11 protein-coding genes are annotated in these 13,069 nt (G+C 32.5%); 5 read left to right on the forward strand and 6 right to left on the reverse strand.

Translation table 11 applies throughout. The annotated features are described in order from the left end of the window. Positions 1-58: 58 nt before the first annotated feature. Positions 59-1,525, reverse strand: a complete 1,467-nt coding sequence (locus K8N75_RS10850; protein WP_223792074.1) for an Ig-like domain-containing protein — start codon at positions 1,523-1,525, stop codon at positions 59-61. Positions 1,526-1,727: 202 nt separating this feature from the next. On the opposite strand from K8N75_RS10850, the gene K8N75_RS10855 reads away from it, so the two are divergent. Further along, positions 1,728-2,345 (forward strand): TetR/AcrR family transcriptional regulator, encoded by a 618-nt coding sequence (locus tag K8N75_RS10855; RefSeq protein WP_223792075.1) that lies wholly within the window; start codon positions 1,728-1,730, stop codon positions 2,343-2,345. Here K8N75_RS10855 and K8N75_RS10860 read toward each other — a convergent pair. The 4 genes from K8N75_RS10860 to K8N75_RS10875 all read right to left on the reverse strand — a co-directional run bounded on the left by K8N75_RS10860 (position 2,342) and on the right by K8N75_RS10875 (position 6,795). Further along, positions 2,342-2,689 (reverse strand): rhodanese-like domain-containing protein, encoded by a 348-nt coding sequence (locus K8N75_RS10860; protein WP_223792076.1) that lies wholly within the window; start codon positions 2,687-2,689, stop codon positions 2,342-2,344. The genes K8N75_RS10855 and K8N75_RS10860 overlap by 4 nt on opposite strands. Before the next feature lie 293 nt (positions 2,690-2,982). After that, positions 2,983-4,614, reverse strand: a complete 1,632-nt coding sequence (gene thsA / locus K8N75_RS10865) for a thermosome subunit alpha (protein WP_223792077.1) — start codon at positions 4,612-4,614, stop codon at positions 2,983-2,985. Positions 4,615-4,854: 240 nt separating this feature from the next. Continuing rightward, the gene (locus K8N75_RS10870; protein ID WP_223792078.1) at positions 4,855-6,240 is read right to left on the reverse strand and encodes a cyclic 2,3-diphosphoglycerate synthase; all 1,386 of its coding nucleotides are present in this window, start codon (positions 6,238-6,240) and stop codon (positions 4,855-4,857) included. 225 nt (positions 6,241-6,465) lie between these two features. Next, complete coding sequence (locus K8N75_RS10875; RefSeq protein WP_223792160.1) at positions 6,466-6,795, reverse strand: UPF0058 family protein; 330 nt, start codon at positions 6,793-6,795, stop codon at positions 6,466-6,468. Positions 6,796-7,107: 312 nt separating this feature from the next. Between K8N75_RS10875 and hisD the strand changes: the two genes are divergently transcribed. The 4 genes from hisD to K8N75_RS10895 all read left to right on the forward strand — a co-directional run bounded on the left by hisD (position 7,108) and on the right by K8N75_RS10895 (position 11,911). Continuing rightward, positions 7,108-8,397 carry a histidinol dehydrogenase gene (gene hisD / locus K8N75_RS10880; protein WP_223792079.1) on the forward strand — a complete coding sequence of 430 codons (1,290 nt, stop codon included), beginning with the start codon at positions 7,108-7,110 and terminating at the stop codon, positions 8,395-8,397. A gap of 186 nt (positions 8,398-8,583) precedes the next feature. Continuing rightward, positions 8,584-8,880, forward strand: a complete 297-nt coding sequence (locus K8N75_RS10885) for a cupredoxin domain-containing protein (RefSeq protein ID WP_223792080.1) — start codon at positions 8,584-8,586, stop codon at positions 8,878-8,880. A gap of 320 nt (positions 8,881-9,200) precedes the next feature. Then, the gene (gene aspS, locus K8N75_RS10890) at positions 9,201-10,520 is read left to right on the forward strand and encodes an aspartate--tRNA(Asn) ligase (protein WP_048190593.1); all 1,320 of its coding nucleotides are present in this window, start codon (positions 9,201-9,203) and stop codon (positions 10,518-10,520) included. Positions 10,521-10,660: 140 nt separating this feature from the next. After that, positions 10,661-11,911, forward strand: coding sequence for a BaiN/RdsA family NAD(P)/FAD-dependent oxidoreductase (locus K8N75_RS10895; protein WP_223792081.1), 1,251 nt, complete (start codon positions 10,661-10,663; stop codon positions 11,909-11,911). A gap of 212 nt (positions 11,912-12,123) precedes the next feature. Here K8N75_RS10895 and K8N75_RS10900 read toward each other — a convergent pair whose 3' ends face one another. Next, a complete protein-coding gene (locus K8N75_RS10900) occupies positions 12,124-12,957 on the reverse strand; it encodes a hypothetical protein (protein ID WP_223792082.1) in 834 nt (277 codons plus the stop codon). Positions 12,958-13,069 lie beyond the last annotated feature (112 nt).

Genomic DNA, 13,069 nt, shown 5'->3' on the forward strand with positions numbered 1-13,069 from the left:
AAAATTATAATATACAGGGAAAAATTCAATAAATTGAGTTTCCTGTATATCATGATATCTAAACCTGCTTCGTTACACTGCTAAATAATGGTGCAATAGTGTTTAAAAGGTTTAAGAAAGTTCCGGTATCCTTATTGGATATTTTTGTTTTGTTTACAGTAATTGTAGTGTTATTCACTGTTACTTTTTCTTCAAAAACTTGGATATTAACTGTAACAATATTAGATCTTAAGCCGGTATTGTCTATTACCAAATAATTGAATGTATCGTTGCCCACAAAATCCTGAGCAGGTGTATACACGAATTTATTACCGTTAATGGTCAAATTACCATTACTTGGTTCAGACACAGCACTAGCATTTAACTTATCACCATCAGCATCAGTTGCATTTAACACATCTGTTAAATTCTTGTTCATTGTGGTGTTTAAGGACATATTGTTAGCTACAGGAGCATGCATATTTACCCCGGTCATAAAACTGGTTAAATCATCTAAATCCTTATTTGCAGTATTTTCTTTTGCTTTAGCATCCTTTTCATAACTCTTAGATAATTCTGAGAGAGTAACTCCCGTTGCTATGCAGCTAGCAGCCACTAAACTTGTTACCATTCCTATTTTAAACATAACCAACAACGCACCTAAACTACAGACAAGTGCAACACAAAATGATGAAATGACCCAAGCTGCAATTAGAAACCCACCGGTAATAGTTAAAGTTAAACCTGTTATATGGAATCGGCGGGATTGATTACTTTTATCCTGTGCATCTTCGAATTGTTGTTTTATGTTATCTTTTTGTATATCATATGCTGCAGCTACTATATTACTACTATTAATTGCTGAACTTGGTTTTAATTTGTATAATATTTTACTATTTGCTTTGTCTTTTGTTAAGGTAAGCATATGATGATCTTTACCCTCTAAAATAATATTGTTTTCTGTTATGTTGTTGACAGTTACATATCTATAGTATCCATTATCAGTCTTATATTGAACAACATCACTCACATTTAAAGCACCATTATAAGCATTAAAATCAAAAGATGTATTCAGTCGAGATTGAAGTTTATCAGCCATATCCCTAGCGTTAATGAAAGCATCACCATCATCTGTACTTTCGGTACTTTCAACACCATCTAATATAGTTTGTGCATCATTGAGATTCTTTGTTGTAGTCTTTAAATTTTGATTCTTATCTTCAAGGTCTTTAGCTACTTTTTCTACTTCATTTGCTTTTTTAAGAAGTCTTAAGATTCTCCATTTTGGAATATCCTTAAGTTCTTCCATTTTTACATTTAATTTATTCGAATCATCCTTTATTCCTTCAGTTATTTGTTCTATCTTATTTTGATAGTTTGTAATTGATTCTTTTAACTGTTTTTTAGTTAATTCTTTGTTTTCTGTGGGATATTTAACATTATTATTTCCAGTTGCCTGTCCCATAATCGTTGCGCTTGCTGGAGTCAAACTAACAACCAAAAAAACAACAAACATTACTAAAATTTTAATTTTTCTACTTATCATTTAAAAACTCCTTTAGTAATACTTTCATTATTACTTTTTAATGTAAAAATTTAAATATTTAAATGTTACTATATAATTTTTGAAAATTAAAATTTATACTAAAATAGCTAACTAATAGTCAGTTTTTTAATTAATAGTTAGAAAGTTTTCCTAGTTAAGATTTAAATAACTATTCAGTCAACTTATAATTTGGTGAGTTTTCATGCCAAAAGTAGTACCTGAATATAAGAAAATTGCAAAAGAAAAGATTACAAAAGCTGCATACAATGTATTCACCAATAAAGGTTATCATAAAACAACAATGGATGATATTGCTAATGAAGTTGGGGTTAGTAAAGCATCTCTGTACTCATACTTCAAGAGCAAGGAAGAAATTCTCCAAACTGTAACTAAAGAAAATTTAAATTTATCATTCACTGATTTTTTTGATAATAAGGATTCATTAGATTCTTTAGAAGATCTATACAAATATTTAGTTGAATTTGAAGATGTGATCCATCTAACTTTTGAAATGACTTCCTTATCATCGCACAATAATGAAATTTCTATTGTAAACAAGAATATATACAAGAAAAAATTAATAACTTTAACTAATTTTATTAAAAGTAATCAAATTAAAGGAAATATCCAAACTAATATCAATGCATCCACACTAGCCCACCTTTTAAATGCGGTATATATTGATCTATGTATGCAGTTGATTATAGGAATAGACAAAACTAAGATTCGTGAATCTTGGAACAGTTCTATATCTGTAATACTTGAAAAAGATACACATGATAACCAGAGAACATTAAATAAATATTTTTCAAATTTTTAAATCAGCGGTAGGTTATTTTTTTTCCATCTACTGATTCCACCAGAAATATTTTTGAGATCTTTGAAACCAGATTTTTCCATTGTTTTAATCGCATTAGAACTTCTACGACCAGAATGACAATAAACTAGATACTTTTTATTTTTGTCAAGTTTTTCAATTTCTAGTTTGAAGTTTTTAGAATTGTAATTAATATTAAGAGAATTTTCAATATGTGTCTCATTATATTCTTCAGGAGTTCTAACATCAAGAATAACAAAACCGTCTGTGTTGTTATTGGTTATAATTAATTCAAATGCTTCTTTTGGTTCAATATCATTTTTATTGTTTCTTCTAAGTGTAAACATAATAAAACCCCTATATCAATAATTTAATAAAAATAAATAGTAGTAATAATCGTTTAGATCAACTTGTATTCCACCACATACAATTTCATTTGTATTTTATAATTCATTATGAAATTTATATTCACATAACCAAGTAATCTTATTTTTTTTATATGATTAATATATCTAAATCCTAAATTCAGGGAGTATAAAAATTTGTTTATTAAGATTATGAATACGATTTGAGATAATTTAAAAAAAAAGTTAAGTATTTCAAAAAAAGGAAATGTATTTAACAGGAGTTTCCTGTTAATTTACATCATAGGAGGCATACCGCCAGGCATTCCACCCATACCTTCCATTCCACCTTCTGGCATTGGTGTTCTTGTTGATGCTATCATATCATCGATACGTAGTATCATTTCAGCAGCTTCTGCAGCAGACTGTATGGCCTGTTTTTTTACCCTTTTAGGTTCAATAACGCCGGCTTTTCTCATATCTGTTACATCGCCTGTGAAGACATTTAGTCCCATGTATGCAGATTTTTCATGTGCAGCTCTTAAATCTACTAAAGCGTCGATACTGTCGAGTCCTGCATTTTCTGCTAATGTTTTAGGTACAACTTCAAGTGCAGCTGCAAATGCCGCTATTGCTAATTGTTCCCTTCCACTTATGGTGTCTGCGTAGTCTTTTAATTCTTTGGCTATGGCTATTTCTGGAGCGCCTCCACCAGCTACTACTTTACCGTCTTCTACTGTTGCTGCAACTACTCCTATTGCATCGTCAACTGCCCTTTCAACTTCCTCTGCAACGTGTTTGGTACTTCCTCTGAGTATGATTGAAACAGCTTTAGGGTCTACACAGTCTTCAACGAATAATAATATTTCATCGAAGATCTTCTTTTCGTATACCTGTCCTGCTATTCCAAGATCTTCAGGCTGTAGGTCTTCTAGGTTGGTTGCAACCCTTGCACCTGTTGCTTTTTCTAATCTTTCTATGTCAGATTTTCTAACCCTTTTAACTGCAAGTATTCCTTCTCTTGCGAGATAATGTTGTGCGAGGTCATCTATACCTTTCTGACAGAACAATACGTTTGCTCCGCTTGCAATAACTTTATCAACCATGTCCCTGATCATGTTTTCTTCTTGTTCGATGAAAGCAGCCATCTGGGATGGGTCTGTGAGTTTTATTTTAGCATCGGTTTCTAGACTTTTAACTTCTATTGGGTATTTTAAAAGTGCAATTTTAGCATTTTCTACCTTTTTAGGCATTGATGGGTCAAGCCTGCCTTTGTCTACTACAACACCGTTTACTATCTGTGATTCTTCAACTGTTGCACCCTGGATCCTGTTGATGTTTATATGGTCTTTATCAACATATCCATCTTCTTCAACCATTTGAACAGCTTTCACAATTAGCTCTGCTAATGGTTTTCTTGCTTTTTCTGTTCCTTTTCCAGTCATTGCTGTCATTGCAATGCTCAGAAGTGTATCACGGTCAGAAGCATCAATTGCAATTCTGTCAAGTATTTCTTGTGCCTTTATTGCTGCTTTCCTGTAACCCATGGATATAACTGTAGGATGGATTTCCATTTCAAGGAGATCTTCAGCTTTTTTCAGGAGTTCACCAGCAATTATAACTGCTGTTGTTGTTCCATCTCCAACTTCGTCTTCTTGGGTTTTTGCAACTTCAACTAACATTTTAGCTGCAGGATGTTCAATGTCCATTTCTTTAAGAATTGTTACTCCATCATTGGTTACAACAATATCTCCGAGACCATCAACAAGCATTTTGTCCATTCCTTTAGGACCTAATGTTGTTCTAATGGTTTCTGCAAGTGCTTTACCTGCCATTATGTTCATTCTTTGAGCGTCTCTTCCCAGAAGTCTTTCTGTTCCTTCTGGTAATATTATAATTTGTTGGCCTTGGCCACCTAACTGTGCCACAATATCATCTCCTTTAATTTCATTTTGTTATCTTGTTATGTATTTTATCAGTGGGTTAGAGGTTCTATAAATAGTTTGTGATCAATCATTCTTTAAAACAAGTTATTAAACCTGTCAGACATTAAATAACTATTAATTTCTCTTGTATTACTCTATAAAATACTATCAAACATTTTTAATATTCTGTTTTAATCATAATGTTAAATTATGAAATTGAATTTGAATTAATTGAAATTAGAGCTATGAATTTTTACCATTAAATGATTCAATTGCACTGTCAACAACGTTAATAATTGCATTTTTTAGTCTTTCATTGTTTCCATCTGTTACAATTGGAATATTGTCACAATAAATAACTTCAAGACCTGCTTCAAGTGCATCTTTAGTAGCCACATCAACAGCAGCTGCTTTTAATTCTGTAAGCATAACATCTGCTTGTCCAATATGTTTTTCAATATCTTTCTGTAGGAGTGGCCTGTTAGAAAGGTATGGGGTGGTTCCAACAACATTACATCCATAGAAATCTTGGAGATGTTCAATTAATACATCTTTAATTGAATCAGGTGCTGTTGTAGCAAAAAGAACATTCTTATCCTTTATATCACCTAGTGGTTTTGGTCTGAAAACTGTTGATATTACAGTTGCATCGGGGTTTATTTCATTAATAAAGTTTTCAATCTGTTGAACCTTTTCATTGCTAGCCATTGGTTCTTCACACATGGTTAAAATAACTAGATCTGCCAACCCTATTCTAAATGGTCCAAAAAATTTTTCAATGTTTATTGTTGGCTGGTTAACACCCACAAGTACAATATGTTTATCTGTTTTTATTGGTGGTATGGCTGCTCCACTTCCTTCCATTATTACAAAGTCTGAATCTACAGTGTTGGCGAGTTCTGCTCCTTTCTTCATGTTGGTTATGAAAACATCTCCAACCATACCTCCACCACATCTTCTGCAGCCAATGGTAAGAATACGGCTCATCAATGCATCTTCCCAGTGGTCTGAGGCAGCATGTACACCTTTATTGGACTGTTCCATAAGATATTCGGGTGTTATTTCAATTTTATCCCCATGTACAATTTCAGGTTCTTCAGGACCTCCACGGCCCATTGCAACTACACAAGGATTGTAATTATTTTTATGAATTAATCTTGCAGCATATGCTGATACCGCGGTTTTTCCGATTCTTTTACCGGTTCCAAGAATTTTAAGGGAAGGTTTTTTTAATACTTCATGTTCTGTGATTGGATAAAATTTAAAGTCTGGTCCTTCATAGGGTATTCCAAGTGAAAGTACAACTGTTGCAATTTTAAATCTTTTAGAATAGTCCACAATTGGTTCGTCCGATAGATCCATCACAACATCAACATTGTATTCCTTTATAATGTCGGCTATTTTTGTATATGGTATTTTATGATGATCTTCACCAAAGTAAACAGGTCTTCCAAGTTGTTTAGTAATTCCTTCCTCGGATGAGTCTCTTAACTTTTCTGTACCTCCAATAAATACTACAGCTACCACTTCTTCGTGTTCAAGACTATCAAGCATATCAAGGGCAGATTTTGTTACTGGAAAGTAGTGTTCGCCATCAACTAGGCATAGCATTCTTCTCAGGGTTTTCATTTTCAATACACTCCGTTGAATGAATATTAATATTAAATCTAAAAAAATTTGTTTTTATAATAAATATATATTTTATTATATTTTTTAAAAATACATCATAATTAGCAGTAAAATTATTTTTAAATTATACTAAAATTACATTATGCTATGTTTTGATAATAAAGTATGATCAAATATAATAATAAATTGTAACTTATGTACAGTTTTTTTAGTTAAAAAACTGTTTTACATGGTTATTTTTTGGTTCTGGTATCTTAATGCTCCATCATCTTGAAATTTAATTAGTTCCTTTTTGGATCGTTTTACCAGTTCAAAAAGCCCGTTGGAAATATTTGTTGATGTTCCACCATTATTGTTCGCAATTACCTCGGAAATAGCGGTCGAAAGTACAAAAATAGCATATTTATGTTCGGCTTTTGTCCTGTGTATATGGTGAGGGCTTATATTGAGACAGATATATTCTTTACACTCGTCTTTCACTGTGTATTCGTCTTCCAAATTCTTTAAAACGTATACCAGGAACTGATGTATTTGTATGAGCTCATCCTTGTACATTTTTACAGACACCTTCTTTTTAAGGATATTCAATGTTCTGAGGGCATGTTTTATGTATACTTTACTGAGTACCTTAAAAAAAGACATAAGGACTTAATGATGTAATTAACAAGTAAGTTACATGCCTACATATTGTACATAAAAATTGTGTATCATTACTGATAAAGGTTTTGAATATCAGTATCATTCAAATCATAAAAGTGGTTACTTATGAACCCCGCAGATTTGAAATTCATACTAAATATTTATGGATTATAAAATCAATTACTGGTAAAATATTTAACTTTAAAGGAACCAAATAGATTTGATAGGATGAAAATAATAAAATTAGAAGATCAGAAAAACCAGGAACTATTCGAGCGCTCTAAGCTTGATGCAGAAGGAGCTATGGATACTGTAAAAAGTATTTTAGCTGCAGTAAAGATAAATGGAGATATTGCACTCAAACAGTACACTGAAAAATTTGATATGGCATTGTTAGATGTAATAAGGGTTGAAGATGATGCAATTGAAAAGAGTCTTTTAAATTTGGATGAAAAGTTAATAAATGCTCTTAAAAAAGCTGCTGATAATATATCCAAATTTCATAGGGCCCAGATACCTGATGAATGGTTTATTGAAGTTGATGAAGGTGTAACTGCTGGCCAGGTTATACGTCCCCTTGATAGTGTTGGCTGTTACATACCTGGTGGCAGGGCAGTTTATCCTTCCACCATACTAATGACAGTTATCCCTGCAAAAATTGCAGGTGTAAAACGCATAATATGTTGCACACCACCACAACCAGATGGAAGTGTTATGGATGTTGTTCTAGCAGCTGCTAAGGTTGCAGGTGCAACTGAAATTTATAAAGTAGGAGGTGCCCAGGCTATAGCTGCTATGGCCTATGGTACAGAGAGTATTCCAAAGGTGGATAAGATAGTTGGGCCAGGAAACATTTTTGTTACAGCTGCAAAACAGTTGGTTTATGGAACAGTTGATATAGATTTTCCTGCCGGACCATCAGAAGTATTAATATTAGCTGATGAAACAGCAAATCCTGATTACATTGCAATGGATATGATGGCACAGGCAGAACATGACCCCAATGCTTCGTGTGTGCTTATATCAACATCTGAAACTATTGCAATGGAAGTTGACAAGAAAATAAAAGAACAAATAAATGGTATGCAGCGTAAAGAGATAATATCCGAGTCTCTTGGAAGATTTGGATTAATAGCAATTGCTGAATCAATGGATGATGCAATTGAATTTTCAAATAAATATGCTCCAGAACACCTAATCATAATGACAGTTGAACCTGAAGAAGTTTTAAAGAAAATCAACAATGCAGGTTCTATATTTTTAGGAAAATTAACCCCTGTAGCTGCAGGTGATTATGGCTCAGGAACCAATCATGTTCTTCCAACATCAGAATGTGCAAGAATGTACTCCGGTCTTTCAGCTGAATCATTCCTTAAAAAACCTACAGTACAAAGATTAAATGAAAAGGGTGTTTTAAACCTATATAATATGGTAACAACCTTAGCAGAATATGAAGGTCTGTATGCTCATGCTGAGTCATTTAAAAAACGTGTAAAGGATGTTGAGAATAAAAAATAGAGTAAAAATATATTTACTTGAAATGATACTGTATTAATTAGTATTAAATAAAATTCAAATTTTTCATTAAAATCAATTTAGTGATAAAAAAATAATATTAAATAGGATAAATTGAATAATCATGGGAGAATTGTTAAATGAAGAGAAGTCTTTCAGTTTGGATTGTTTTATCAATTTTGTTTATTGTTGGAATATCAGGATGTACATTTAAACAACCCACAAACGATACAGTTATTATACAAAATTGAAGCTTTTAGTCCATCAACCTTGATTGTTCCTGTTAATACTACAGTTACATGGATTAACAAAGATCCTGTTACACAAAATCTTGTAAGTGATACTGGGCTATTTGAAAGTGGCAATTTATCTAATGGACAGAGCTTCAATTATACATTTAATCAAACTGGAAGTTATCATTACCATTCTAATATACATCCAAACATAAAAGGATCTATTAATTGTAAAAACATCTCCATTAACTAGTATTTAAGTTACAGTTCAAATTCAAGTGTTTAAATTTAATTAAATATAATATTAATAGGAATTATACTATCTCTTGGAATTTGAAGTATAAGTTAGTGATATACGTTCAATTTCAGAATAGGTTAAAATTTATTAAATGATATTTTTTAATTCAAATATGAAAAATTAAACTTTCCAAAGTATAATATATCCATGTATCAAAAATAATGATATTAATTAAGTATATATTGAATTTTAATTTATAGTAAATAAGCAATTCAAATTACAAGATTTTAGAAGCTTATTTTAGGCTTTTTTATAATTTTTAGAGGTGAATAACATTGACAGATTCATTAGAAAACTTTAGAAGAACCCATTACTCGAAAGAAGTTAAACCAGAAATGAAAGATCAAGAAGTAGTTCTTATGGGATGGATTCATGAAATGAGAGACCTTGGAGGAATTATCTTTGTACTTTTAAGAGACAGAGATGGAGTAACCCAGGTAACAGCCCCTTCAAAAAAGATATCACCAGAATTATTTGAAGAATTAAAGAAACTTAAAAAGGAATCTGTAATAGCTGTCAAAGGACGTGTACAGGAATCAGGCAAAGCACCAGGCGGTGTTGAAATCATACCAGCAGAACTTAAACTTTTAAGCGAGTCAAAACTGCCATTACCATTGGACACAACAGGAAATGTACACGCTGAGATAGATACAAGATTAGATTCAAGGTTCATAGATCTGAGAAAACATAATGTTAGTGCAATATTCAAGATCAAAAGTAGAATGCTTCATTCTGTAAGGAACTTCCTTGAAAGTGAAGATTATACCGAGGTAAACACACCTAAACTTGTTGCATCTGCAACAGAAGGTGGTACCGAACTCTTTCCAATTACCTATTTTGAAAGAGAAGCATTTTTAGGGCAGAGCCCACAACTCTACAAGCAGATGATGATGGCTTCAGGTTTTGACAAGGTATATGAAATTGCACCTATATTCAGGGCAGAAGAACACGATACACTACGCCATTTAAACGAGGTAATATCCATTGATGTTGAAACAGCATTCACAGATCATTTGGATGCAATGGATATTCTAGAGAAAATGGTTGTAAATGCAATTACAGAAGTTAAAAATAACTGTCAGGATGCGCTTGAAACATTAGAATTTAACCTCCAAATACCTGAAACACCATTTCCAAGAATAGAATACGATGAAATGGTTGAAATGGTTAACACTGCAGGAGTACCAATGAAACATGGTGAAGACATGTCAAGGGCTGCAGAAAAGGCAATGGGAGATATCATGGATGGATATTATTTCATAACAGAATGGCCAACAGCAATAAAACCATTCTATGTAATGCCTAATCCTGAAAATCCAGTGAAAAGCTGTGCATTTGATTTGATGTACAAAGACCTTGAAATATCCTCAGGAGCAATGAGGGTTCACAACCATGATATGCTATTGAATAAACTTAAGGAAAAGGGATTAAATCCAGATTCCTTCAGCAGATATCTTGCAGCATTTGAATATGGAATGCCACCACATGCAGGTTGGGGAGTGGGAGCTGAAAGGTTCACCATGACAATGACCGGTCTTAAAAACATAAGAGAAACTGTTCTCTTCCCTAGAGATAGAAGAAGGTTGACACCATAATTCAATAAAGTTGATTGAAAAGGGATTAAAGTTATTTCCCTTTTTAATTGTTAAATATGGAGTTTTAATATAGAATTATATGGGAATAAATATAGAATTTATTTTTTTATATTTTATTGAAAGTAGGAAAACTGATTTTTATGAACAAAAATATGGAGTTACATGATCTTGCAGTGATTGGAGCAGGACCCGCTGGAATGATGGCAGCTATCACAGCCACATCCAATGGATTAAATACCATTCTTATAGAGAGAAACTCATCACCTGGAAAAAAATTACTTTTAACAGGTAATGGAAGGTGCAACCTAACCAACACTGCATCTTTAAAGGAATTTATAGAAAAATTCGGTAGAAGAGGCTCATTTTTAAGAACTGCATTTTCTAAATTCTCAAACAAAGACCTAATGGAATTTTTTGAATCTCGAGGTTTGGAATTCAAAATAGAAGAAGGCGGTAGAGTTTTCCCAGTTACAGACGATTCAAAATCTGTTTTAAAAATATTAGAAACTTCAATGAAAAAACTAGGTGTTAAAACAGTTTACAATACCCGTCTAACTCAAATACAAAACATTGAAAAGAAGAATATTTTCATTATTAAACTGGACTATAACACAGTTATAAAGGCTAAAAAGGTTATCCTTGCTACAGGAGGAGCATCTTATTCAGATACAGGATCGAGTGGTGATGGTTTAAGGATTGCAGAAGGATCGCAACATGGTGTAACACCGTTAAATCCAGGTATTGTTCCATTAAAAACTAAAGAATCTTGGGTAAAAAGTCTTCAAGGAATTAGACTCGACGAAGTTAAAATAACTATTAAACATCCCAAGATGGTTTTAGAGGGCGATAGTCTTCTTTTCACACATTTTGGTGTATCAGGTCCTTTAATACTTGACAATAGTTCTAAAATTGTACCTTTACTTGAAGAAGGTAGTGTGGATATGATTCTTGATTTAAAACCATCTAGTACAACAGAAGAACTTCAAGAGATGATGGTGGGTGCATTTGAATCTCATGGAAAGGTTGATCTGAAAAATTATATGAAGTTGCTAGTAACTAATCGGATGATACCAATTATTTTGAGGCTTACTGATGTAGATGGCAAGAAGAAAATGAATCAGGTTAGTAAAAAGGAAAGGAATTCTATTATTAATTTAATCAAATCATTCCCAATTACTATTACAGGACACTTGCCTCTTGATAAGGCTATTGTTACTTGTGGTGGTATTTCACGTAATTATATCAATCCCAACACAATGGAATCAAAAGTTGTAAGTGGATTATACTTTGCAGGAGAGATTATTCAGGGATGTGCACCAAGTGGGGGATATAACCTTCAACAAGCATTTTCAACAGGACATCTTGCAGGTTTACTTTCGAAATTGGATTAGTTACAGTCAGGAATTTGGATATAACTCATTAAATAATGAGAATATCCAGAATCACCAACCATTGCTATTAAATCCACTTTTAAGATTTATGGTAAATTTATAATTTTTATTTCTATATAAAACAATTTTAGAATCATAATAATTCATACTGAACATTCTATTTGCAAATAAAATTTTGATGAACAGATTAGAAAAAAAATAGAAGTTGGTAGTTATATTACTGCTATTGCCCAGTAAACAAATAACCACCATATTAAAACCAATATTGTAGTGCTAATAATTGGTATTTTCCCAGATTTCATTTTAGATATTTTAGAACCCACATACCAGCTTAAAATTATAGCAATTAGAAGTACTATGCTGTTAACAAGCCCTACAATATTTAATGGATCTTTGGACATGACATAAATCCATACAATAGTCGTGATTGTTATTCCAAGCCACATCATCGGCCTGAACCATTTAACTGCTGTACCAAATTTAACAATTGTTTCAGCTAGTTCCTCTGACTTTCTAGCCATAAATGTCATTACAAATAGTACCATTATTGTTCCGAGAGCTAAGATAATACCTAAAAACTCGAAGAATAGTATTGTAACGGGTTTACCGAATATTTGTTCTTTAAGTAATGGTATGCTTATTATTGATTTGAGTGATTCATCTGCTGGAAATGCTTCTATTGCCCCTGTAGCTAAACTATATTTTCCTGTATTGTTGTGATTGAATACTTTTATGTAGTATGTTCCTGCGCTGACATTTTGATCGAATGTTGGGCCTTGTAGATAATAATCACCACCAAACTCCTCGAACATAGGAGTCCAACTAGACTGGTTTCCTCCTAAGAGAGCTAAGGTTTTACCAGATGAATCAGTAATCTGGGCAGACATAAAGTCACTACTAATTCCTGGGCTTTGTGGAACAAGAATATTCGCAAATAGTTCGAAGGGTTTATCAGAGGATATCATGTAATAATCTGGTTGACCATTCAATTTACCGTACCAAGCCTGTGAAATTTCTGGATTTTTCACCACAATGGGGTTAGTCATTGAACTGTTTACTCCAACTTCCAAACGAGGTTGATGTGCACTTACCGCACATATAGAAAAAAATAAAACAAACAAAAGAATTACAGATTTTAATCCAATATTCTTGGGTTTT

This window comes from Methanobacterium spitsbergense, assembly GCF_019931065.1.
Lineage (GTDB): Archaea > Methanobacteriota > Methanobacteria > Methanobacteriales > Methanobacteriaceae > Methanobacterium_B > Methanobacterium_B spitsbergense.

Coding starts and splice junctions, on each gene's coding strand:
- K8N75_RS10850 (WP_223792074.1), bottom strand. CDS start 1,525: ATGATAAGTAGAAAAATTAAAATTTTAGTAATGTTTGTTGTTTTTTTG.
- K8N75_RS10855 (WP_223792075.1), top strand. CDS start 1,728: ATGCCAAAAGTAGTACCTGAATATAAGAAAATTGCAAAAGAAAAGATT.
- K8N75_RS10860 (WP_223792076.1), bottom strand. CDS start 2,689: ATGTTTACACTTAGAAGAAACAATAAAAATGATATTGAACCAAAAGAA.
- K8N75_RS10870 (WP_223792078.1), bottom strand. CDS start 6,240: ATGAAAACCCTGAGAAGAATGCTATGCCTAGTTGATGGCGAACACTAC.
- K8N75_RS10875 (WP_223792160.1), bottom strand. CDS start 6,795: ATGTACAAGGATGAGCTCATACAAATACATCAGTTCCTGGTATACGTT.
- hisD (WP_223792079.1), top strand. CDS start 7,108: ATGAAAATAATAAAATTAGAAGATCAGAAAAACCAGGAACTATTCGAG.
- K8N75_RS10895 (WP_223792081.1), top strand. CDS start 10,661: ATGAACAAAAATATGGAGTTACATGATCTTGCAGTGATTGGAGCAGGA.
- K8N75_RS10900 (WP_223792082.1), bottom strand. CDS start 12,957: ATGACTAACCCCATTGTGGTGAAAAATCCAGAAATTTCACAGGCTTGG.